The organism is Kitasatospora sp. NPDC028055, from assembly GCF_040637885.1.
In the GTDB taxonomy this organism is placed as follows: domain Bacteria; phylum Actinomycetota; class Actinomycetes; order Streptomycetales; family Streptomycetaceae; genus Kitasatospora.
This window is the reverse complement of the sequence record NZ_JBEZXE010000002.1, coordinates 350,384-374,337: the sequence shown is the minus strand read 5'-3', so window position 1 is coordinate 374,337 and position 23,954 is coordinate 350,384. Positions and strand designations below refer to the sequence as shown.

The following is a 23,954-nucleotide window of genomic DNA, read 5'->3' as shown; positions in this document are numbered from 1 at the left end:
GCCTCGCGGGGCCGTCTGCTGCTGCCGTGGCCGACGACCGGCGCGCGCGGCGAACCGGGGCGGTAGCTCAGCCGGTTAGAGCAGGGGACTCATAATCCCTTGGTCGTGGGTTCGAGTCCCACCCGCCCCACCGATGGTCTGATGCACAGTCCGGCGATGAGGGTCGCTGACCTGCGGAAATGCCGAAATCGTCTGCGAGAACTGTAGGCGAGAGGCCGCCGGGTGACGGTGATTACACGCCCAAGTTCACCCGCATGGGAACGTTATGGGAACGTGACACTGACGTTCGGCCGCGCTGAGCTGCGCGTTTGCGGGCCGAGCGGCCTCGTCCCGCGGGCTGATCGACACAGTCCCCCGGCCCCTGCGCCGGTCGGCGGGACGACCCGGGCGGGCAGTGCCTCGGGTCGCGAGCACGACACCGTCATCGGCGGCGGCCTCGTCAAGCCGTTCACATTCCCATTCGCCTCCGCCGACGGCGTCTGCAACGCCGCCGCCGGAACCAACGGGGGCGTGGGCACCGCCGTCGACAACTTCCTCCCTGTACGCCCTGCCGGACCAGCAACCGAGGCGTCCCCGTGGTGTCTGCCCAGGGCAGCCTCGGTGCGTACCTGAGGTACTGGCTGGAGAATGTCGCCGTCCACCAGCTCCGCGAGAACACCCACACCCGGTGCACCGCCTGCACGAACCGCTACCTCATCCCCGGCTTGGGAAAGAGGAAGCTCGCCAAGCTCACCGCCAAGGATGTGCGCGCCTGGCTCAACCAGCTCTCCGCACCACCCGCCAATGCTGCGCCTGTGGCCTCGACGCGGCCCACGACCGGCCCCGATGCTGCGCGGCTGGCACGTGCTGCGGCAAGCAGCTCTCTCCGCCGACCCTCGCCTACATCCACTACATCCACTCCGTGCTCAAGTCCGCGCTGGAGCGCGCCGTCCGGGAGGAAAAGATCCCGCGCAACGTCGCGCGCAACGTGCGCATGGGAACACCCCCACCCCGCCGCTTCGAACCCCTCACCGCCGACGAGGCCCGCCAGTTCCTGGCCGCCGCCCACGGACACCGGCTGCACGCGCTGTTCGAACGCGCCGGACTGCGCAAGGGCGAACTCCTGGGCTTGCCATGGGAAGACCTCGAGCTGGCCAGCGGCAGCGGGAGCATCTGCCGCACCTCCAGCGCACCAACTCCGGTGGCCTGACCGCTCCGCCCACCAAGACCCAGAGCTCGGAGCTGCGGATCGCCTTGCCCACACCGTGCCTGCGCTCCCTTGTGCAGCACCGTGACCAGCAGCGCCAGGAACGCGAAGCGGCCGGCACCGGCTGGAAGGACAGCGGCTACGTCTTCACCCGGCCCAACGGAGCCCCCATCGAAGGGGCCACGCTCACCCGGCACTTCAGCGCCCTGCTCCGCCGGGCCAGGCTCCGCCGCATCCGCTTCCACGACCTCCGGCACTCGGCGGCGACCCTCCTCCTGGAACAGGGCGTCGAACTCGTCGTCATCAAGGAACTGTTGGGTCATGCCCGCATCGGGGTGACCGCGACGGTGTACGCCCACGTCCGCCTCCGCCTCCAGCACGACGCCATCGACCTCCTCGGCAACGCCCTCCGCGACCGCGCGACCCGGCCCGACGACGGCGACGACCCGCCACCTTGTGCAGCACCCGTCCGTTGACGTTGCCGTCACTACTGCCGTGAAAGCACTGAAGACGCCCTCCTGGAAGCATTTCCAGGAGGGCGTCTTCATGCGCCAGATCGGCAATCAGAGAAACCTTGGTCCCACTGGGATCTGGGGCCGCGAGTTCCCGACTCTACTGAATGGATAGCGCAAGTTCGCCGCCAACCAACCTCACGGAGACGAGATGCTCATCCACTGCGATATCGGCACCAATGAGAGCCCCGACCCCGTCGACCGTTGAAGTCACAGAGAGAATCTCCAGACCATCTTCCGGGATATCAAACCCGACCGATCGCTGAGTATATTCACCCCCCGGCCACAGGTAGTCCGGAATGCTCTGGTCCGACCTCTGATCGACTAGAAGTGACCAGTCCGTCCAGGCTGTGAATACTGCGGACGAGCCATCCTGGAACGCGATCTGAAGGGCTTCAACTACTCCCTCAGCGTCGAAAATCTCGAAGACCTCGCGAGCCCTGAGGCCGCTGATGACCGGGGGATCTATCCCCTCGGGTCGAGGGCTCACGCTGCTACTCCATTGTCTGTTACATGCTCCATGTCGACCATCTCAGTCTGACACGCTCTCGCTAGCAATTGCATTGGCGCAGAGTCGCCCCATTGGACCATCCGTTCCCGCACTGTTCCAGCGAGTGCATAGTACGTGGAGAGGTTCGTGACCGTGGTTGCACCTGGTCTGCGGCCTGCTCTGAAAGCTCGTCGCGGAACACCTTGATGGCATCCGATGGCTGACGGCAGTGGGACTGCTCTATGCACAGCCTAATACGCCAGAGGCCCCACCGAATTCGATGGGGCCTCTGACTCAGACTATGAACTCTACTGTAGCTTGCTGATGTCTAGGCATCAGTGGGGTGGCGCATGAGTATCTCGGCCAAGATAAGCCTCGACCAGGCTGATCAGATCGTCGATTAGGGCGATTTCGATATTGGCCGAAATCTGATCGATGCCGGTCCTGGCATCAAGAATTCCAGGCACGCGCGTCGAGGCCACAATGTACGACCAGTGCACAGAGCAAGAGGAGTTAAGAATCTGGCAGGAAACCCAGTCCTGAAATCCGGACAGTGGCACGCCATCGAGTGCCACGTTGTATCCCTCAAGGAACGCCACCACCGTTGAATAGCGATCGTCGAGCACGTACATACGTCGACGGTTCTTCAGGTGGAAACAGAGCTCTCGAAATTCCATACCTTACTTGCCATCCCAGGGGGTGAAGTTTAGATATTCTCCGTACTTCCACTGATTTCGATACTGCTCGAACGCCATGCCATTTGAGCCTGTGAATCCGTCATAGACGGTGCCATCCTTGATCACCACGAAATGCTCGGCCCACTTCCCGAGCGGGTCATGCGTGGACGGGCCGAGCACCGGGGCGCCCATGGAATCCTTGACATGATAGATCGTGCGACCTATCTTGTCCTGGATTATCTTGGCGCACTCCTTGCGGTTGCGCGCGTTGGGAATCGGCCAGCCATTTGCGCCGACCTTACAGGCCGTCGAGTTGTTATGCACCAGGACTGGCGTATTTCCCGCCAGTACATAGTACGTGTGAAGGTTGCGATGGTGAGGTTGTAGGCTGACCGCGGGCTGGTTCGATAGTTTCGGACCTGGAGGACGGATGTGGTCTTGCCGTCCGCGGTTCGTAGATGTTCGCCGATTCTGAGGTCGCTGGCGTTCGTCCAGCGCTGGACGGTTTCATCCCAGTAGGAGTGCTTCAGGGTAGAGGCGATCGTGGAGCTCTTGGAGAGATCGGAGGGGTCGGCGACCGTCAGGTCGGTGAAGTCGCGGTCGTCCGACCCGACGATGGTGTTGGTGACTGGTTCGGCGCTCGCCGTGTCGGTTTCTGGGTCTGTCACGATGACTTCGCCGCCGAGCTCAACCATCGTCCACGCAAAACGCTCGGCTGGGGTTCCCCAGCCGAGCGCCTGCATAACCGGTCAGATCTTGATCAACTAGCCCTGCGCTGCGACAACCCCCGGGAAACCGCCGATATTCGGCAGGGCTCGAGTTCAGACCACTCTTCGACCGCAGTCCCAGAGGGTTCTCCGTTAGGGCAATTCGGTCGCGTCGATCTCACATCGAGACCCGGAAAAGACTATTATCCAGCTCACCATCAACCATCACCGGCGAGGATAGATTTTCTCGCAGGTGGTTGACAATCCGGGACGCATAGATGAGACCCCCTGGTGAGATGACAGGCTGCCTATCAAAAACTGAAAGGCGAACATTTCCCGGAGCAGCCCCCACTAGGGCGGCGATTCCAGAAAATCCGGCACCGGGAACGGGGAGCCCCATCCTAGACAGGTCAACAGACTCGGCCAGTGACACATCCCAGCTAAAGGAGTACCAATCACCCACCTTGAGCGGATCCGGGATCCGACTAATCGAAACCCCCTCAGGATACCGTTCTTCCTTCATTTGGCCAATCCAATCTATCCCACTGGAATAATGTGTGGCCAGGTGGCATGTTGATTAATCGCCTCAAATGCCTCGGGTGAGAATATCGACTGCGTCGGCTTCTCCAGATTGACCAAGTGACCCCCACTTTCCAGGTCTTGTACGACAGACTTTGGAAGTCGGCAAATCAGCACACACACGTTACCTTTCGCCGCATGTCGACTTCCCCAATAGGCAGCCGTTTCAACTGCAGCCGTGCGATCTGCCTGGTCAACTCGAATGGCATAGAAACTTCCAGGGGCCTTCGAATAGACAGAATTCGCAACATTGGCACCCGAGTCGAGGCCATTTGCTGCAATGTTGCGAGCTGACTCAATGGTTGTCCCATGCGCGAAGTCAACGGTCTCACCACAGTTGTCGTTGTGAACGAGGACCGGCGTGGTCCCCGCGAGCACATAGTACGTGTGCTACGCGACCCCTCTCCACCTGCCTTTTCGCAGGTCAACGGTGGTTTGACGGTCCGTTGGTGTCCGTGGATGTGCGCCGAAGTCCGTGGTTGTTGCCGTCGCTACTGCCGTCAGAGGTGTAGACCAGTTGTGCTGTCATCGGCTGCGCGCGTGATCCTACTGCCACGCTCCGGGCTCGGCACGGACGATGGTGTGGGTGGTCTGCCGATAGGACTGGTGGCCGGTCTGCGCGCAGTGTCCGGCGATCCAGCGCGTCAGGTCATTGGGGGTGTGCATCTCGCCGGACGCGGCAGCGCAGTCCTGTTCTTCGCCGGTGACGCAGAGCGCCTCGAAGGTCGGCAGCGCCAAGGGGTCCGGGTCGGCGGTCACGTTGTACTCGCGGAACCGGTAGCGGGTGGTCGTCCCCATCAGTGTGGTCCTTTGCCTCTGTCGCGTCATCGGGTCTCGAAGGTCTACCGCCGTGGTGGTATCGCGGACTTGGCCGTCAGTTGTGCTCGTCAGGTCGGGCATCCTCGGTCGCCTCCTGCGGGGCGGGAATGCGCTGCCGGCGTGAGTCCGCGATTCTGAGGGCATCCGACAGGGCCTCGGTCAGCCGGCAGGCCAGCCAGCGGTATTCGACGGCTGGCCGCGCGAGCGTTCCAGGTGCCAGGACGCCTCGGGCGTACTCCAACAGTTCCTCGCCCATGCCGATCTGCACCGTTTCGATGTCGTCGGCGAGGGTCGAGAGGTAGCCCCTGCCGTTGGTGCTCAGGTAGCAGGGGTTCCCGTCCGGGGTGGTCCAAGGGAGCAACCGAGGCCCCTCCCCTGCGGACTCCGCACTCCGATGAGGCAGGCGTTCCGCTTGGCTGCTGTTCTGGTTCATCGTGCCCGCCCGTGGTCGGCTCCGCTGTGGCTGTTGATCAGGGTCCCCTTTGGCGCGAACCTTGCGGAGTAGCCAGCGTGTCTGCCTCTGTGTCTGCCAAGCTGGCTTGGTGCGGGAGACGGTCGGGGAACTGGTCAGGCGGCTGCGCCTGGCGCGCGGTTGGAGTCAGCAGCGGCTGGCCGAGGCGCTGGCCGATGCTGCTCCTGAGCGGGTTCCGCCGACGCGAAACGACGTGTCCCGCTGGGAGATCGGCACGCGGTCCCCCCGGGAGTGGCTACCCTTCCTGGCGCTGGTGCTGGAGGGCCGCGCGAGCTGCTGGAAGCGGCGAAGGCAGTCCAGCCCCCCAAGTCCGTGCCGCGTGCGCTGACCGTCGCCGACTTCCTGCCCGAGAGCGACCCGCTGTCCGCGCTGACGGCGCGAACTGGTCGCCGGATCGGTGCCGGGCAGGTTACCGACCTGGCCCGGCGGGTGCACGGGCTCCGGCTGGCCGACGATGTGGTGTACGGGAAGGACCTGATCGCCCCGGCCCTGCGGGAACTGCGGACGGCGGTCACGCTCTACCGCGAGGGCACCCACACCGAGCAGGTGGGCCGTGAACTGCTACGGGCGATTGGCGAGTTGGCGCAGATCGCCGGTTGGGTCGCCTCCGACGCGGGCGAGCATGCCGAGGCCGAGCGAATCTACCAACTCGGGATCAGTGCCGCCCGTGCCGCCGGGGACGGGGTGCTGTCGGGGAACGTGGCGGGTTCGCTGGCCTACCAGTGGAGCAACACCGGACGCCCCCGCGACGCGGTGGACCTGGCTGCCGCCGCAGTGGCAGAGGCCGGCCCCGATGCTCCGGCGAAGGCCCGCGCGCTGTACCTGGACCGGGTGGCCTGGGCGCACACCCGCGCCGGCCAGGACCGCGCAGCGATGACCGCGCTCGGGGAAGCCGGCGAGGCCCTGGCCAAGGACTCGGCCCGTACCGAGTCGCCCTCATACCTGTACTGGATGGACTCTGGGGAACTCCAGGTCATGGAGGCCCGCGTCTACACCGAGCTGCACCGGCCGCTTCGCGCCGTACCGCTGCTGACGGACGTCCTGGGTCGTTATGACGCCAGTCACGCGAGGGAGTTGGCGCTGTACCTGTCCTGGCTGGCCGTGGCCTACGCCGACGCGAACGAGCCCGAGGCCGCAGCCGGGACCGCCGGCCGGATGCTCTCCCTGGGGCAGAGCGGCAGCGAACGCACCACCGAGCGCGCACGGATCGTCCTGGACCGGTTGCGAGCGTTCCGCGACGTTCCCGAAGTCGCCGAGCTGCTGGCGTCCTGATCGTCCCGATCGCGCGGGGGGCGAGTTCGGACTGCTGCTTGCGGGCGTCTCGGCACTCGGCGGGCTTGCGCACGGTGTGGTCGCTCGGCACAGGAGCGGTCGTGGGTCGGCGGGGAGCCTGCGCTGCGGAGCCGGGGCGGCGTCGGACACCGCCCTCGGCGGGCCCGGCGGTGGAAACGGAGGGTCGGACCCCTGGCCGACCCTGTGCCCGCGATCCGACTGTAGGACGGTCGCAGGCGACAACTTGCTCCGCGACGCGGGCAAGGAGTCTATAGGACACAACTTGCTTCCACCGGGCACCAGTCGCCCCCGCTCACGACCTGGTGGACCACTGTTCGCCGACACCCGTGAAGACCTCGGGGCCAGTCAGCCCTGGGTCGGTCGGCGACGGCGGGCCACCTCCAGCGGGCGGAGCCCGCCTTGAACCTCGTAGAGAAAATCTGAACGCACGCCCCCAAGCCACCCGGATGCGACGGCTCAGCGGGCAGGCTCGCCGTTGCCCGCTTCCAGGGCTGCGACGCGGGTGTGGAGGTCGGCGAGCTGCTCGACCGCCTCGGCCAGCGCCTGCTCCAGTGCCTCGACGCGGGCCGCCATCCCGCCCACGGGCACAGTCTCCCGGCTCGGGCCGTCGAGCTCATCCGCCTCGGCCTGGTCGTGGTGGGCGACGAAGGCGCCCTTGCCGGGTCGCGAGATCGCCCAGCCGTCCTGCTTCAGCAGGGCCATGGCCTTCTGCACGGTCAGGCTGGAGGCGCCGAACTCCCGCATCAGCGCGCTCTGCGTCGGCAGCGCGTCGCCCGGCTTGAGCCCGCCGGTGCGGATCTGCTCGCGCAGGGTCTCGGCGATGACCTCGAACGTCAACGGCACCCCGCCGCCCGCCGGCCTGCGCCCGCGCCGCGTCGTCACCATGCCCTGACCCCGCCTTTCGTGCCCATTATCAGCGAATTCCGGCCCGTCCAAACCGGGAAACCGGCCCCACACTACCCGCGTCCCGCCCCCCAAAGAAAGGAATGAGGAGGGATGCACTTGAATGCGCCCGTGGAACGGTGCTACCTTCACGCACCGCCGGTGATCAACACCGCCCCCGCCGACCGGACCAGCCGTCCCCGGCCCCGCGCCAGCGCCCGCCATGAGGCGCCCCCGTTCCCCTGTGAGTCGATCACTTCGGCCCGCCTCCCCGCTGCCACCCCTCATCTCCTCGCCGCTTCTGCCGGAGGCCTGTCCCGCATGCCCGAGCAGCTCCAATTCCCCTCTTCCGCGAACACGTTCACCCTCGCGAACCAGGCTTCCGCCACGCCCACGCACGCTGTCACGCCCGGCGCGTCCGCGAGCAGGGATTCGGCGCTGGAGCGCCGGGCGCGACTGACCGCCAGGCTGGCGAAGCTCGCCGCCACCGGGTACCTCTCACCCCTGGCCCGCCAGGTCGGCGGGCTCGGCGGCTGTGCCCGTCCGATCCGCCTGATTGGGCACCGCACCCGCGTCGACACCACGACGGGCCTGGTCCTCGACCACCTCGACGCGCGGCACCTTCCGGCGGGCGAGTTGCTGGTCCGCTGCGGCAACCGCCGCGTCACCCGCTGCCCGGCCTGCTCGACGGTCTACCGCTACGACACCTATCAGCTCATCGCCGCCGGACTGCGCGGCGGCAAGACCGTCCCCACCAGCGTGGCCACGCACCCGCGCGTGTTCGCCACCCTGACCGCGCCCGGCTTCGGCCCCGTCCACAACCGGCCCGACAACGGCCGCTGCCAGTGCGGCCACACCCACGCCGACGACGACCAGCTCCTCGGCACCCCGCTCGATCCCGAGCGCTACGACTACGCGGGCGCGGTGCTCTGGAACGCGCACGCCCCCGCCCTGTGGGCACGCTTCACCACCCACCGGCGACACGAGATCGCCAAGGCGGCGGGACTGACGCAGCGGGCCATGCGCCACCACGCGACGCTGTCGTACGCCAAGGTCGCCGAGTACCAGAAGCGCGGCCAGGTCCACTTCCACGCCGTCATCCGCCTCGACGGACCCACCGGCCCCACCAGCGAACCGCCCGTCTGGGCCACCACCGAGCTCCTTGACCGCGCCGTGCGCGCCGCCGCCAGGCGCACCCGCGTCCACCACGTAGGCCAGCCGCAGCCTGCTGAGGACCCGCCCGGCTCCCAGGAGATCGGCCAGGGCGGGCGGTCGGTGTTCCGGTTCGGTCGGCAGATCGATGTCCGGCCTATCCGCGGCACGGACTTCACCGAAGGCGGCCCGGTCACCGAGCGGCACGTCGCCGCCTACATCGCCAAGTACGCCACCAAGGGCGCCGAGACCACCACCGGCACTCTCGACCGCCGCCTCCGTCTCCTGGCCGAACTCGCCACCCACGACATCACCGACCACGCCCGCCGCATGATCCGCACCGCCTGGCGCCTCGCCATCCACCCCCAGCACGCCCACCTCCGTCTGCGGCAGTGGGCCCGCATGCTCGGCTTCCGAGGCCACTTCTCCACTCGCACCCGCCACTACTCCACCACCCTCGCCCGCCTTCGCGCCGAACGCACCGCCTGGCGAACCCGCCAACCCGACGCCACCGCCACGGTCTTGGCGCCTGACGAGCCGCAGGCCGATCGGATAACCGACGGCCGTCCGGTCTGTGACCGGCCCGGTCACTCCACTGACCTGGCCGCCAGCCACCGATCCGGTCGCGGTCAGCACCCCGGTCACCGCGACAGCGCCGGTCACCGCGGGGACTCGGGCTCGACGCTGGTCATCTCCCATTGGCAGTACGCCGGAACCGGCCTGCTGCCCGAACTCACCCACCTCTCCGAACTCCTCGCCGAGCGGCGGTCGGCACATCGCAAGAGCCTGAACCGAATCCGGCGTCCGCACCAACCCGGTCACTGCGCCGGTCAGCCGGTCGGTCACCTGGTGAGGGCTGTCTGGACGGGAGACGCCGCGTGACCGCCGCCGCCGAACTCCTCACCGTCCCCCAGGTCATGGAACGCCTCCAACTCGGCCGCACCACCGTCTACGACCTGCTCCGCACCCACCAGCTCCCCTCCCTCACCCTCGGGCGAGCCCGACGCATCCCCGCCCACGCGCTCACCGAACTCATCCGCACCCGACTCGAACAGGAAGCAGCCTGATGACCGCACCTCGCAAGAGCCGCGCCAACGGCGAAGGCACCATCTACCAGCGCAAGGACGGCCGCTGGGAAGCCGCCGGCTACGTCCTCGCCACCAACGGCAGCCGCAAGCGCGTCCGTGTCTACGGCACAACCCGCAAGGAAGCCGCCGACAAGCTCACCGAACGCATCGCCGCCAGCAACCAGGGCCGGCCCGTCGCCGCTGCTGACAGTACCGTGGCCGCTTACCTGACCTACTGGCTGGACAGCGTCGCCGTCCACCGCCTCCGAGAGAACACCCACACCCGCTACGCCGCCTGCGTCCGCCTCTACGTCATACCCGGTCTCGGCCGGAAGAAGATCGCCCACCTCACCGCCAAGGACATCCGCACCTGGCTCGACCGGCTTCGCACCACCTGCCAGTGCTGCGCGCGCGGGCTCGACAGGCAGCAGCGCTGCTGCGCGGTCGCCCAGTGCTGCGGCAAGCGGCTGTCCCCGCTCACCGTTACCTACGTGCACTCGGTCCTCAAGTCCGCCCTGGAGCACGCCGTCCGTGAGGACGAGCTCCCGCGAAACGTCGCCCGCAACATCAAGAACAGCACACCCCGGCCCCGCCGCTTCGAACCACTCACCGTCGCCGAAGCCCGCCGTTTCCTCTCGTCAATCGAAAGTCACCGACTGCAGGCCCTCTTCGATCTCGCGCTCCGCACCGGCCTGCGCAAAGGCGAACTCCTCGGCCTGCGCTGGGACGACCTCGACCTCGACGGCGGCACCGCCAGCATCCGCCGCACCCTCCAGCGCACCCCCACCGCCGGCCTGACAACCCTCCCGACCAAGACCGTCAGCTCCGAGCGCCGCATCGCCCTCCCCACCGAGTGCGTCCACGCGCTCAAGCACCACCGCGAACGACAGAACCGTGAGCGCGAGGCCGCCGGAGACGCCTGGACGGACAGCGGCTTCGTCTTCACCACGCCCGACGGCTCACCCACCGACCCGTCCACCCTGACTCGGCACTTCACCACGCTCTGGCGGGCGGCCAGGCTCCGCCGCATACGGTTTCACGACCTCCGACACACCGCCGCGACCCTGCTCCTCGAACAGGGCGTCGAGCTCGTCGTGATCAAGGAACTGCTCGGCCACGCCCACATCGGCGTCACCGCCTCGGTGTACGCCCACGTCCGACTCCACCTCCAGCGCCGGGCAATCGACACCCTCGGCAACGCGCTCCGCGCCACCGAGGGTCCTGACGGCACGCCAGGTGCAGAACCAGTCCGCTGACGTTGCCGTCAGCGTTGCCGTCAAGACCCTGACAGGGGTCTCGCCGAACACTCAGCGAGGCCCCTGCCACAGCAAGTGCATTGCGCCATCAGAAGCTCGACCCGCCATATGACCAAAAGCCATCCGGTGCCGTACGATCTCGACATGGAAGAGCTACTAAACCCCCAGAGTGACAGCATTCGCCGCTTCCTAAAGCGCTGGTACGGCTCGGCCGCGAGTGGCGAAACCGCCACTCCATTCGAAGCTCTGGAAATTCCCCATGAAATTCTCGACTGGCATCAGGCCGCCGCATCCACCGGAGTGGAGGTAGCTTTTCAAGATTACCCCGTGGCACTTTCGGACCTAAAGCGATCAGATGACGGAATGATCGTCGTCTGGGTCGAGAACCAAAATGGCTACTACTGGGCAATTAAATCGAACAGGGAAGATCACGAAGTCTTCTTCCGAGAGGATGCATCGAGCGTCTGGCGCGACACCGGAGAGAAGCTCGACCAATTCCTCCTGCACTGCACTGTCCGTGAAGCCATTATCGGTGCAGAATCCAAGTTCTCCGCATTGGTGCCTGCATCAGCCATCCAGGATGCTCTGGCTGGATTCACCCCCCTGCCATACCGCCCCCTTGCCAATGAGAGCCCCGCAACCCAACTCCTATGCAGCAGCAACGCCCTAGCCAGGGTGGCCACACCCCCAGTCGGATACTCTCGCCGAGGTGAAAGAATCTGGCTTCTAACCATTGCTACAGCCCCCGGAAGTAGCGTTCGACAGTACCGCGCAAGCCTTGAGCGCTACATTCCCGCCGAGGCAGGTCGCCCGCGTCCCGCCGAGGCTTCCATCGAGGATCTCCCTTTTTGATAATTCGCAGAAACGAAGCCCGTCGGCGTGGTTACATCAACCTCACCGACGGGCTCTTTTGCTAGCTCACTTGGAGTTTCCTATGAATTTCATAATCCGCCTACCAGGTGCCACCACCCACATCTCCGCTCCATGCGGCAGCGCATCCTCAATAGGGACACCAAGCTGGTAAGCCCGCCCGTCGCAGTATGAGCAAACTCCCTTCGGGTGATTGATATAGAGGACGCCCTGCTTGAGATCGTTGAGGCGCATGTAGGCCGCAGCCTGCATCTCGACGTGATGGAAGTTCTCGTCCGTCATTCCTGGGACACGGGCGATGTCGTCAATGAATCCACCTTTGCCCGATCCGCTTGCGAAGGGGACTTCATCAACCTGGATATCAAGGACGCCGGATGTCACATGATCCATGGATGCGGCTGCAGTCTTGCACGCTTCTCCGCTGGCATTGTGGACGAGGACCGGCGTATTTCCAGCCAGCACATAGTACGTGTGGATGTCGGCGATGGTGAGGTCGTAGGCGGCCTGCGGGGCGTCGTCGTAGTTCCTTACCGTCAGGACGGTGAGGGTCCGACCGTCTGCAGTGCGGACATTGTCACCGGGGTGCAGGTCCGAGGCACTGGTCCAGCGATGGGTGGTTTCGTCCCAGAAGGGGTGATGCTGGGTACTGGTGAGGTGCTCCGCCTTCTCAGATCCGATGCGGCTATCAGTGTCCCGAAGGGTCAGGTCAGTGAAGTGCTCATCGTCTGGCGTACGGATGGTGCGTGTGACGGGCTTGGAATCGGTGCTCCCGGCTATCGGGTCCGTTGCCTCGACCCGATCACCGATCTGGAGGGTCTCAATGGCCTTGGTCGTACCGTCTGCCAGAAGAACTTTGGTGCCCGGGGGGAAACTGTGTGTCGCACCAACCAGCGCGCCGGGAAGGGGGCATGCCGCGTTCTCGGCCGCCTCCTCGACCCTCCCCTTCCCCGCCACGCGTGCGGTGTCGTCCCCGGTCCGGGCCGCACTAACGGCGACCTCGGTGCCTTCCTCGGCAAGCTTGAAGCCCTTGCCGAGCTTGCCGATCGGCGTGAAGCCCACGACCGCCCAGGCGCAGCTGGCCTTGTCCCCGTCTGCGCAGCGCCGGACGTCGTTCACGCCGCTGAGTTCGGCCACGAGGTGGGCGAGGGAGTGCCAGGTGGCGTTGCCACCGGGCTTGACGTCGTCGACCGACCAGGAGGAAGCAGGCTTGCGCCTGCCGCTGCTGGCGTTGAAGTTGACCGTGTTGTGAACGACGAACGGCTTGCCCTGGCCCATGGCGCCGTAGACGACGTCCTCGTGCCAGTCCCAGCCGCCGTTTCCGTCGGGGCTCCAGGTCTCGGTGAGTCCGTGGGAGACCTGGCTGCCGAAGCCGCCGACCTCACCGTCGGGGCGGAGTCCGCTCGGGTCGCTGAGGTTGACGGGGTTGTTGTTGCTGTAGGCGTAGGCGTTCCACTGCTGTGGGGACGTGAGGTCGATGATCGGGTCGGGGTTGAGGAAGCGCCCGGTGGTGGGCTGGTATTCGCGGGCGCCGAGGTTGGTGAGGCCGGTGGCGTCGTCCTTGGTGCCGCCGACGAAGCCGTGGTCGCCGGCCCAGGCGGCAGGCTGGGTGCCGCGGGGGTTGCCGAACGGGTCGGAGGGGCGTCGGGCCTCAGTGAGAGTGGTTCCGTCGATGGCGAAGGTGCCGGTGCCGTGGCGATCGGCGATCTGGTAGGTGGATTTGCCGCCCTGGCGGATCAGGGTGATGCCGCCCGGGATCTGGTAGTAGCGGACGCCGGTGACGGTGTTGGCGTTGGTGTCGTAGACGAGCTCGTCGCCACCGAGGTTGATGGTGGTCTTGCCGGGATCGCGGCGGATGAGCTGGTCGCCGCCCGCGTCGTAGAGGTAGGTGGTCGGTCCGGCGGTGCCTGTCTTGGCGTAGGAGGCGAGCTTGTTCTCGCTGTTCCAGGCCAGGGTGGCGGTACCGGAGGTGCCGGTGACGGCGGTGGTGTTGCCCACCGCGTCGTACTGGGCGCTGGTTCCGGTGGTGCCGGTCGGCGCTGTGGTGGTGGAGCCGGTCAGGGCGTGCGGTCCACCCGTTCCGCCGCCGGTGTTGGCAGCGGTGGTCGGGGCGTTGACCGTCCCGGGGGCCGGGAAGGTCTGGTTGGTGGTGGTGTCCTTGGTGGTGTCACCAGACGGGTCGTGCTGGACGAGCTGGGTGCGGTTGCCGGTGAGGTCGTAGCCGTAGCTCTGCCAGTACGCGGCGGGGCCGCCGACCGTCGTCCGAAGGGGCGCCTGGGCGCCGCTGGTGGGGGTGGAGTTGGCGCACGCGCCGATTCCGCCGACAGTGGGCTGTGCGGCCTGGGTGAGCGCGCCGGTGTCCGTCCAAGCGTTGGTCAGTCGGCCGAGGTAGTCGTAGCCGAAGCACTGGAGGTCGGTCGACGACGGGGTGTTGTCCGGGATGTCACGGATCGCCGTGAGCTGTCCGGCGGGGTTGTAGCTGTACGTGAGCTGCTGGACGGCGCCGGTGGCCGCGGTCTGCTTGTCGACGAACTGCTGCAGTGGGCGGCCGGTGGATTCGTCGTAGGTGTTTGTGAGGACAATCTGGGTGCCCCAGGGGTTCACCGTGGAGCGGATGTTGCGGCCGTAGGCGTCCCAGTCCGAGGACAGGTCGTAGGTGGCCCCTCCGAACGCGCCGTAGCTGCGCAGCGGTCCGTAGAGGTCGTAGGTGTAGTTGATCACCTCGGCGGCGATGTCTCCGACGGCCGAGCGCCTGTCGGAGATCGGTGCACCGGAGATGGGGTCGTAGGTCGCCTGGTAGGTGTAGGTGAAGGGGGTGGTGCCCTGGCCGATCTCGGTGCCGGGGATGGTGATGGTGGTCTTGGTCGGGTGGTAGGCGGTGTCGTACGCCAGCACGGAGCTGGTGTAGGTGATACCGGAGGCGCCGTTGACGTAGCGGGTCGAGGTAGCGGGTTTGCCCTTGAGGATCGTGTCGTAGGTGAAGCCGGTCAGCTGGTTGGCAGGCGAGGCCGTACCGGAGTAGGTGCCCGTCACGCGACCGAGCAGGTCGTAGGTGTAGGCGATGGTCTGTCCGCGCGCGTCCGTGGTGGTGGCGAGACGGCCGTCGGCGTCGTAGGTCTTGGTGGCGGTGCCGGTGTCCGGGTCTGAGGTCGAGGTCTCCCGACCGCGCAGGTCGTAGCCATGACTCCAGGTGTTGCCCGCCGCGTCCTTCTGCGTGGCCAGGTGGCCGTCCAGGTTGTAGGTGTAGGTGGTGATGTCCGCGTCGGCCTGATTCCCGGTGGCGGTGGCGGTCTTGTACTGCCAGAGCTGAGCCTTGTGACCGCGTGCGTCGGTGACGGTCGAGGTCGGTGTGGCGCCCGTGGGCGGTGTGACGTCGGTCCGGTCGGCGCCGGGGTAGGCGGTGGTCGTTGTGGTCTGGGTGACGCCGTAGGCGACGAACTGCTGCGTCACGGGGCGGCCGAGGCCGTCGTAGACGTTGTATGTCTGCGCCGGGACCTTCTCTGTGAGTGTCTTGAACGGTGTGGTGCTGGGCGCCCCTTGATCGTTGTACCAGGGGCTGTTGGCCCGGGTGACGCGGCCCTGGGAGTCGTACACCGTGTCGGTGATCAGTCGGCCCTTGTAGGCGGACAGGGCCGGTGTCGACTGGGACTGAACGGCCCGTCCCTCACCGTCCATGATGTCGATCTTGACGGTGTAGATGTCGTTCGCCTGCTGGTTTGGGTTCGCCTGCAGGTCGGAGGTGGTCACGGTCGGGGGCACGGCGGCGCCGTTGACCACGCCCGGAAGTGTGTAGGCGAAGGCCTTGTTGGCGCCGGCCTTGGTGTCCCGGCCCGGCAGCCACACACCGGTCGTGCGGCCGAGCTGGTCGTAGGCCTCGGTGGTCGTGCGGCCGTTGGGATCGGTCACCGCCAGCGGCAGTGCACGGGCGGCGTCGTACTTGGTGGTGGTGGTGCGGCCGGTGGCTGCGTCGCTTGCGCCGGCCGGGGCCGGGCTGGTGACTGTGATGCTGTTGGGCAGTTCACCCGCGTTGGCCGCGGTGTAGGCGGTGGTGACGGTTGCGCCGTTGGGGTGCGCGCTGTCGGTGGCGTCGGGGTCGGTCGTGCTGGTGATGCGTCCGTAGCCGTCGTACGTCGAGTTGGCCGCACTGAACTGCGGGGTGCCCGCAGAGTCGAAGTGATCGAGGGTGAGTAGGGTCGTCACGTCGTGCGCGGTGCCGAACTGCCCTGTGGGCTGGCCGTCGTAGGCCGTCCTGGTCCAGGCGGTGGTGTTGGCGGCGGTGGGCGTGGCGGTGCATGCGTTGGCGCCCGAGACCCCGATGACCTCGGAGGGGAGAGCCAAGATCTGCGGGTTCGCGTTGTTGGACGCGTAGGTGGTGCGGGTGCAGATGTCCGGTAGGCCGTCGGCAGTGTCGGTCGAGGTGGAGATCCGGTTGCCGTGGGCCGGGTCGGTCGTGGTGGTCTTCGTCGTGGTGCGCCAGGAGCCGTCGGCCTTAAGTGACCGGTTGGTGGTGGTCGCGGTAGTGGTCGCGTAGTGGGCGAGGAGGGCAGGCATGCTGCCCTGGTTGTGTGTCGCCGTGGTGACCGGCCCGCTGGAGGTGTTCACCGTGTAGCCGGCGATGGTGCCGCCGGCCTGGGTGTAGGTGTCGGACTCCAGAGCACGGCCGGAGAGCCAGTCGGAGTCGGTGACGTTGCCACTCATCGGGCCGCTGGCCTGGACGCTGCGGGCGGTGCCGTTGGCGAGCAGGTCGCCGTCCATACCCTGGTAGAAGGTGGTCGACCCTTGCGACTGAGGACCGTCGTTGCCACTTCCAGTGATGGTGGTGACGGAGGCGTAGCCGCGGAACTGGTCCCAGGTGCGGTTCTTGTCCTGGATCGCGGCCGAGTCGTTGCGGTGCCAGGCGGCCTTGCCGTAGGTGTAGTTAATGACCTGTGGGATCGAACCGGGAGTGCCCGGGTTCACGGTCACGCTGGCGACCGGGTACTTCAGGAACCAGTCGTCCACGGGCGTCGCGCCGGTGATCGATCCGGGCGGGTTCCACTTGACGTTGTAGCAGGATCGAGTGTCGCTGTCTGCGGAGGCCGGCATGACGTTGTTCGTCCGCGAGCAGTCGGCGGGGGCGTAGTTGACGCCGATGGTGCTGCCGGTCTCGGTGGTGATCAGCTGGATGCGGGGCCGGTTGTAGGCCGGCGGTGCGGGGACCAGGTTGGTGCCGTCCACGCGGTTGGGCAGCAGCTGGGAGGTGAAGGACACCGGGGGCAGGGTGATGGAGCTGCCGGTGGCCAGTGTGTCCTGGCCGGTGCGCTGGATGGAGGCAAGCCAGGGGACCTGGGTGTTCTCGGTGGCGTTCTGCACGTTGATGATCGTGTGGTTGAGCGCGTAGGAGTCCACTGTCTGGTAGGTGCCGTTGACCTTCACCTGGGTGGTGATGGAGGACAGCCACTTGGTGGTCCAGAACGTCGGACCGTAGACGGTGCACGGGTTGGTGGCGTCGCACTGCTGGTCCAGCGGGACATCAGGCCAGTTCGCCGCGTTGGCCGCGGTGCGCTGGGACGGATCGCAGGCCGCGGTGGAGGTGACGCACCGCTCGGAGGTGTTGAAGAGGATCTTCGCGGCGGGTTTGTAGGCGCCGTTGTTGTTCAGCTGGTCCGAGAGAAGCTGCCCGTAGCCGATGGTGTCGGGCACGCCGGCGCGGGTGTAGGCGGTGCTGGTGCCGTTGCCGTTGTTCTGGGCGCCGCCGCGGGAGTAGTAGTTCGTCTCGGGGGCGTAGGTGTAGGTGGTCAGGTTGCCGTGCGGGTCGACGACGAAGTCGAGGTTCCAGCGCCACGCGGTCTGGCACCACGAGCCCTGGCCCTTGGCCGGGTCGTAGCACGGGTCGCCGCTGTTGGGGGAGTAGACCGGGACGGTCCACGCGGAACCGCTGTCCGCGCCGAGCGTGGTCGGGTTGCCGTTCGCGTCCGGCACGTGGTTCAGGCCGAAGTAGGACACCGTGCCATCGGTGTCGGTGACCTTGATGTAGGAGCCGTTCCAGGTGCCGTTGGTGGCTCCGGTCAGGAACTGGATCTTGGTGCCGTCGTCGTCCTTGAGCCGCCAGGTGCAGGCCGACTGCTCCATCGTCGCCGGTGCACTGGACTGGCAGGAGGAGTCGTCGGGCACCAGCTGGCCGGAGTGGCCACCCAGGGACATGGTGAGGTTCGCGCCGCCCCAGCACTGGTCACCGGAGCCGGTGATCCCGTCCAGCGAGCACGGCTTGAAGGAACGCTCGACGAAGCCGGCCCCGAGGTCCCAGCCGTCGCCGATCCAGGAGGCCTGGGCGTTCGTCGAGGAGGTCCGCCCGTCCACCGACGCGGAGTCGTAGGCCAGCGACACCTTCGGGGCCGAGCCGACGAGCGCCGGCGGCACCTGCACGGGGTAGCCGTAGGTGAACGCGCCGGACGAACTGCCGGCGGCCCAGGACTGGGAGGGGCTGAGCGGAGTCGCCGTGTAGGTGCCGGCCCCGCTCGATGCCCCCGACACCACGCCGACCGTGGTCGAGGTGGTGGTGGACCCCGCGTACACCGCCCGGGCCGTGCCGGAGGCGTCGGTGGCGGTCTTGGTGGTCGGAGTGGTCGAGGACTTCGCGATGCCCGTTCCGGTCAGCGGGACGTCGGCGACGAGCTTCTTCGCCGACGGGTCGTAGTGCGAATCCAGCGGCATCTGCTTCCGACAATCGGCGGCCTGCGGCGTCGTGGTCACGCAGCCGGGCAGGACCACCAGGTGGGCCCGGGCCGCCCAGTTCGCGCCGAACGCGGCGTCCAGGCTGGAGGTGTCGACACCCAGGCGCACCGGCGCGTCATCGCCCGAACCGGGCCGGGTGAGGGTCACCGCCACACCGGGGATTCCGGCGGTCGTCGCTGCCTTGGTGTCGGCCACGTCGATCTGGATCGTCTGGCCCGCCACCGATGAGCCGGCCAGCGGTGCGACCGTGACCGGCAGGCCCGACGCCGTGGCCTCCGCGCCGGCCTGCGGCTTCTCGCCGTCGCCCAGCGGGCGTGCCTCGGGCGCGGAGCCGAGCGTCACCGAGGCGTGGCCCCCCGGAAGCGGCTTCGGGCCCTTCGGCGGGGTCCACGCCGCCGGCACCGGGTGCTCCGGCTTCGCGGCCGGCACCGGCGCGGCATTCTGCCCCGGTACCGAAGGCGTCTTCGGAAGAGCGGTGTTCGGTGGCGACCATGTGCGCGAGTAGTCCGGCCCGTCCGCCGCGGCCGCGATCGGCAGGGGCGCCAGGAGCGAGCCGAGGATAGCGGCCGTCGTGACGGTTGCCAGCCGTGCCCGTAGTCTCCTCCCCCCGCCCTTTGCCTGCTTGAGGCCTGACCGTTGTATAAATGACACTCTTTTACATCTCCCAAAGAAATTGGACCCCCCGAACACGGGAGTCGAGCCCTGTATCCGAACTGACGGATGCTAACGAACAGCGATAACGGAGAGTCAAGTCTCGGTGACTGGTGAGGATTCTCACGTGGGTCTACGATTCGCCCCAATTCGCTGCAAGTCGGGACTTCGCCGTCGAATTGAACTGGCCGGATGTCAGTGCCGACTCCTACGGTGCCTCTGGCCTGTGCCCATGCAGACCTTGAAATGCTCTTTGGGGGGAGATTCCCGTTTTGAACAGAACGCGCCGCCGTAACGGTGGACCAATCAGGGCCTTGGCGGCGACAGCCGTGCTTGCGCTCACGACCGGCCTTTCGGGGACCAACGCGCACGCTGCTGATACACCGACCGTGCCGTCGCAGGCCGCGATCGACGCCATCACCGCGAAGCAACTGCAGGAACGCCCACCGGCCGGCGCAACCGAGAAGGCCATCGCCGATGCCAAGGCCGCGCAGAAGAACGTGCCGATCGACTCGCTCACGACCGAGTACAGCGAGACCGTCGCCACCCCTGAAGGCCACCTCGCGCTCACCAACCACCTCGAGCAGCAGCGCGTTCGCCGGGACGGGGTGTGGCAGGGGCTGGACGCCACCCTGGCGGCCAACCAGGACGGCACGTTCTCGCCGAAGTCCGCGGCGGGACAGGTGGCACTTTCCAAGGGCGGGAACGGGCCGCTGGCGACCATGACCAGTGCGGACGGGAAGAAGCTCGCGCTGTCCGCCCCGTTCGCGCTTCCCGCGCCGACCGTCAGCGGTGACAGCCTGGTCTACCCGTCCGTCGCCCCCGACATCGACCTCAAGGTCACCGCCACCAAGTTCGGCGGCCTGACCACCGTCCTGGTCGTCAAGACCCAGACGGCGGCCGCCAACCCGGTCCTGAAGAACCTGCACTTCGGGACGACCCTCGACGGCGTCACCGTCAAGAGCGATGAGCACGGCAACGTCACCATGGTCGGCGCTGACGGCAAGCCCCGCTGGGTCTCCCGCACCCCGCAGATGTGGGACAGCACCACCGCCCCCGCCCCAACCGCCCCCGCGCCCGCGGCCAAGGCCGCCCTGACGTTCAGGGCCGCCGCGGCGGACGCACCCGCCCCCACGCCGACGGACGCGGGGCAGGCCCCGGCCGTCGGCTCCGACACCGGCCCCGGGACGGCCTCCAAGGTCTCCACCATGCCGGTCAAGGCCGACAACACCGGCATCGACCTCACCCCCGACCAGGACCTCCTGGCCCACGGCACCGCCCCGTACTACATCGACCCCGACTACCTGCCCTGGACCCTGACGGGCAACTCCTGGACCTGGGTCCAGTCCTCCCACACCTCCAACAACTGGATGCGCCAGGGCCCCGCGACCGCCGACCACCCGGGCGTCGGCAAGTGCGGCTACTACCCCAACGGCGGTAGCTGCTCACCCGCCGACATCGAGCGCAGCTTCTACCAGTTCGACATCAGCTCGCTCGGCGGGGCGGTCATCAACTCCGCGACGATGACCATGCAGGAGTACGTCTCCGCCGACTGGTCCTGCACCACCAAGTACCCGCTCAACCTCTACGTCACCAACGGGCCGATCGGAAGCGGCACCACCTGGTCCAACCAGCCCGGACAGCAGGGGGGCCAGCTCGGCGACACGGCCTTGGTGGGCGGCTCCGGACACGACCAAGCTTGCTCCGGCAACGTGCCGTTCAGTTTCGACATCACCGGCGCGATGAAGCAGTACGTCAACTACGGGCAGCTGACCTTCGGCCTCTACGGCGACGAGAGCAACCAGTACGCCTTCAAACGCTTCACCTACCAGCCGGCGCTGTCCGTGATGTACGACCGGGTGCCCAACGTCCCCACCAACCCCGGGGTGTGGCCCGCCCCCACCACGGCCAGCCCCGCCGCGACCAACCAGTCCTGCGGTGACGGCGACAACAGCCACTGGGCGTGGCTCGGCGCCGGCTCCGCCCAGAACAACGCCGTCTGGCTCAACGCCACCGTCAGCAGCCCCACCCAGGCCCAGGCCGCGACGTGGGACCACATCTGGGACTACAACTCCTCCAACGGAGCGAGCGGCACCACGGCCCCGGTCGGCAACGGTGGCACCACCAGCTTCCAACTGCCCGCAGGCCTGATCCAGGACGGTCACGCCTACGGCTACGACATGCAGGCCACCGACCTCGTGGACGGCATGACCTGGTCCGCTCCCACACCGAACTGCTACTTCAAGGTCGACCTCACCCCTCCGACCCTCACCTTCCCCACCACGGTCACCGACACCAGTAAGCAGTTCCCGCCCAGCGGCAACGGCCAGACCCCCCAGCTCTACGCCGGCCAGAGCGGCGGCATCCCCTTCACCGCCACTGACCCCAACCCGAGCGGCGGCTACACCTCCGGCGTGGTCTGCCTGCGCTGGAGCTTCGACCCCCAGCTCGTCGACGCCACCTGGCAGTGCGGCAGCTCCATGCCCACCGGCCAGATCCAGGTGACCGCCGGACGCTGGGGCACCAACGTCCTCTACATCCAGGCCGAGGACAACGCCGGCAACCTCTCACCCGTCGCGCAGTACGCCTTCTACGCCCCCTGGAACCCCAACAGCCCCGCCCCGACCTTCGGCGACGTCACCGGCGACGCCCTGCCCGACATCCTCACCGCCGACCCCAACGGCGACCTGCGCGCCTACAGCATCCCCGCAACCGCGGCCAAGGCCCCGCTCGCAGCCCCGAGGGCCAAGACCCCCGGTGGGGACTCCTGGGCCAACTACCGCATCACCCACCGCGGCAGCCTGCGCGGCGGAAACAACGTCGACGACCTCATCGTCCACAAGGACGGCGATCAGAGCCTCTACTACTACCAAAACCCCGGAAGCGCAGGCGTCACCGGCGTCTTCGACGCCGACAGCCGCTTGGCCAAGCCCGTCTGTGACCCGAAGCTGACGGACTGCGCCGGCTACAACGCGAACGATTGGTCCACCACCCTGCAGATCGCCGCCAGCGGGGACCCCAGCACCACCAAGCTCGACACCAGCAAGAAGTTCCTCAACCGCACCGGCCTGTTCACCGTCGAGGCCAGCCCGGACGGCACCGGCGCCCTCTGGTTCTACCCCACGGTCAGCGACGGCATTTTCGGCTCGCCAACCAAGCTCGCCGCCACCGGCTGGAAGGGCTGGGACCTGATCTCCCCCGGTGACTGGACCGGCCAGGGCCACCCCGGCCTGTGGGCCCGCAACCAAAGCACCGGAGACCTGCGCGCCTACACCTTCACCACCGGCACCATCGCCATCAGCGACGGTTACGGCGGCAGCATCAACAACCCCACCCTCACAGGCTTCGCCACCGACACCAAGATCGGCTACGGCGTCACCAGCGCCAACTGGCCCGTCATCGGCTCCGACGGCGACCTCACCGGCATCGGCTCGCCCACCCTCTGGGCCCTCACCCCTAACGGCGTGATCCAGACCTTCACCGGCCACTCCACCACCACCGACCCCTACTACACCTGGACCAACGGCTGGGTCAACGCCCTGAGCGTCTACGCCGAGAACAGCCCCATCACCTACACCGCCCAGACCGGCAAGTGCATGGACATCGCCAACGCCAACACCGCGAACGGCACCGCCGTCCAGCTGTACGACTGCAACGGCAGCAACGCCCAGAAATGGACCTTCGAACCCGACGGCAGCCTCCGCGCCCTCGGCAAGTGCCTCGACGCCACCGCACGCGGCACCGCCAACGGCACCCCCCTGCAGATCTGGGACTGCGGCAACGGCGCACCGCAGCAGACCTTCGCCCCCCGGCCCGACGGCAGCCTCTACAACCCGGTATCCGGCCGCTGCATCGACCTCCCCGGCGGCACCACAACCAACACCGCCCGACTCCAACTCTGGGACTGCAATGGCAGCCCTGCCCAGAAGTGGAATGCCCTGGTGCGCAGCTGAACACCAGAGCATCCAGCTGACCCGGACAGGCACCCTACCCGCTTGCCGGGTAGGGGTACCTGCACCACCCTCTACCTTCATCGGGTCCCGCTGCTTCCTATTCCTACGTCGCTGATCAGCGAGAGCGGAGAAGCCCTGCTAACGCACTGGCTGCCGTTCGGGTGCAGGGTCTTCACGGGGCGCGGGTTCTCGACTTCGGGTTCCGGTAGGGTTGAACCAGACATGAGAAAGTGGCTCTGGCCCCCAAGTATTGGGGGCCAGAGCCACTTTCCTTGGGAAAGGTTCTCCTTCGGTCCGCAGTTTGAAAGCCCGTTGACTTGCTGTTCGGCAGCGGTACGGACTGGCGGATGCTCTTCGGGCCTGCCCGGATGGGAACGTCATGGGAACGGCGTGACGGTGCAACCGAATGCAAGGCGGTGCAGTACAAGGCCGCTAGCACCTTCCTGAGCTGGGGAAAAGCCCAGGATGGTGCCAAGCAGTGCAATGTGGCGCGGGTGACCTGACGACTCATAATCCCTTGGTCGTGGGTTCGAGTCCCACCCGCCCCACCTCTGCGACGCGTGACGAGTGTCGTATTTTCCGTCCGTCGGCGGGGCGCCTGAACTGGGGCTTTCACCGCCCGTGACGACGGAGAGTCTAGAGCGCGGCCCCCCTCTTCCGGTCGGTGGCGCGCCGGA

The 23,954-nt window shown here is 67.2% G+C and carries 14 protein-coding genes, 1 tRNA gene and 1 pseudogene; 8 read left to right on the top strand and 8 right to left on the bottom strand.

Going from position 1 to position 23,954, the window contains the following annotated elements; genetic code table 11:
• The first annotated feature begins 56 nt into the window (after positions 1–56).
• Positions 57–130 (top strand) — tRNA-Ile (locus AB0F71_RS05580).
• 427 nt (positions 131–557) lie between these two features.
• A pseudogene (locus AB0F71_RS05575) lies at positions 558–1,662 on the top strand (tyrosine-type recombinase/integrase); the annotation flags it as partial.
• A 136-nt stretch (positions 1,663–1,798) separates the two neighbouring features.
• On the opposite strand, the gene AB0F71_RS05570 reads toward AB0F71_RS05575, so the two are convergent.
• The 6 genes from AB0F71_RS05570 to AB0F71_RS05545 form a co-directional block, all read right to left on the bottom strand.
• Positions 1,799–2,188: a hypothetical protein gene (locus AB0F71_RS05570; protein ID WP_360228603.1), complete on the bottom strand. Its 390-nt coding sequence runs from the start codon at positions 2,186–2,188 to the stop codon at positions 1,799–1,801.
• 335 nt (positions 2,189–2,523) lie between these two features.
• The gene (locus tag AB0F71_RS05565) at positions 2,524–2,820 is read right to left on the bottom strand and encodes a hypothetical protein (RefSeq protein WP_360228600.1); all 297 of its coding nucleotides are present in this window, start codon (positions 2,818–2,820) and stop codon (positions 2,524–2,526) included.
• A gap of 48 nt (positions 2,821–2,868) precedes the next feature.
• Positions 2,869–3,189 carry a hypothetical protein gene (locus tag AB0F71_RS05560; RefSeq protein ID WP_360228997.1) on the bottom strand — a complete coding sequence of 107 codons (321 nt, stop codon included), beginning with the start codon at positions 3,187–3,189 and terminating at the stop codon, positions 2,869–2,871.
• Positions 3,102–3,560, bottom strand: a complete 459-nt coding sequence (locus AB0F71_RS05555; RefSeq protein ID WP_360228973.1) for a polymorphic toxin-type HINT domain-containing protein — start codon at positions 3,558–3,560, stop codon at positions 3,102–3,104. The genes AB0F71_RS05560 and AB0F71_RS05555 overlap by 88 nt, the downstream gene beginning before the upstream one ends.
• Positions 3,561–4,697: 1,137 nt before the next feature.
• Positions 4,698–4,949 carry a hypothetical protein gene (locus tag AB0F71_RS05550; RefSeq protein ID WP_360228597.1) on the bottom strand — a complete coding sequence of 84 codons (252 nt, stop codon included), beginning with the start codon at positions 4,947–4,949 and terminating at the stop codon, positions 4,698–4,700.
• A gap of 76 nt (positions 4,950–5,025) precedes the next feature.
• Positions 5,026–5,331, bottom strand: coding sequence for a hypothetical protein (locus tag AB0F71_RS05545; protein ID WP_360228594.1), 306 nt, complete (start codon positions 5,329–5,331; stop codon positions 5,026–5,028).
• A 423-nt stretch (positions 5,332–5,754) separates the two neighbouring features.
• Here AB0F71_RS05545 and AB0F71_RS05540 point away from each other — a divergent pair, with 423 nt between their 5' ends.
• Positions 5,755–6,714 (top strand): hypothetical protein, encoded by a 960-nt coding sequence (locus tag AB0F71_RS05540; protein ID WP_360228591.1) that lies wholly within the window; start codon positions 5,755–5,757, stop codon positions 6,712–6,714.
• Positions 6,715–7,191: 477 nt separating this feature from the next.
• Here the strand turns inward: AB0F71_RS05540 and AB0F71_RS05535 are convergent, their stop codons facing one another.
• The gene (locus tag AB0F71_RS05535; protein ID WP_360228588.1) at positions 7,192–7,620 is read right to left on the bottom strand and encodes a winged helix-turn-helix domain-containing protein; all 429 of its coding nucleotides are present in this window, start codon (positions 7,618–7,620) and stop codon (positions 7,192–7,194) included.
• 318 nt (positions 7,621–7,938) lie between these two features.
• On the opposite strand from AB0F71_RS05535, the gene AB0F71_RS05530 reads away from it, so the two are divergent.
• The 4 genes from AB0F71_RS05530 to AB0F71_RS05515 all read left to right on the top strand — a co-directional run bounded on the left by AB0F71_RS05530 (position 7,939) and on the right by AB0F71_RS05515 (position 11,944).
• Entirely contained in the window at positions 7,939–9,651 is a 1,713-nt protein-coding gene (locus AB0F71_RS05530) for a replication initiator (protein ID WP_360228585.1), read from the top strand.
• The gene (locus AB0F71_RS05525) at positions 9,648–9,836 is read left to right on the top strand and encodes a helix-turn-helix domain-containing protein (RefSeq protein ID WP_360228583.1); all 189 of its coding nucleotides are present in this window, start codon (positions 9,648–9,650) and stop codon (positions 9,834–9,836) included. The genes AB0F71_RS05530 and AB0F71_RS05525 overlap by 4 nt, the downstream gene beginning before the upstream one ends.
• Positions 9,836–11,092 (top strand): tyrosine-type recombinase/integrase, encoded by a 1,257-nt coding sequence (locus AB0F71_RS05520; protein ID WP_360228580.1) that lies wholly within the window; start codon positions 9,836–9,838, stop codon positions 11,090–11,092. The genes AB0F71_RS05525 and AB0F71_RS05520 overlap by 1 nt, the downstream gene beginning before the upstream one ends.
• 144 nt (positions 11,093–11,236) lie before the next feature.
• On the top strand, positions 11,237–11,944 hold the full coding sequence (locus AB0F71_RS05515) for a hypothetical protein (protein ID WP_360228577.1): 708 nt from the start codon (positions 11,237–11,239) through the stop codon (positions 11,942–11,944).
• 66 nt (positions 11,945–12,010) lie between these two features.
• Here AB0F71_RS05515 and AB0F71_RS05510 read toward each other — a convergent pair whose 3' ends face one another.
• Positions 12,011–19,102 carry a polymorphic toxin-type HINT domain-containing protein gene (locus tag AB0F71_RS05510; RefSeq protein WP_360228574.1) on the bottom strand — a complete coding sequence of 2,364 codons (7,092 nt, stop codon included), beginning with the start codon at positions 19,100–19,102 and terminating at the stop codon, positions 12,011–12,013.
• A 611-nt stretch (positions 19,103–19,713) separates the two neighbouring features.
• Here AB0F71_RS05510 and AB0F71_RS05505 point away from each other — a divergent pair.
• A complete protein-coding gene (locus tag AB0F71_RS05505; protein ID WP_360228571.1) occupies positions 19,714–23,277 on the top strand; it encodes a ricin-type beta-trefoil lectin domain protein in 3,564 nt (1,187 codons plus the stop codon).
• Positions 23,278–23,954 lie beyond the last annotated feature (677 nt).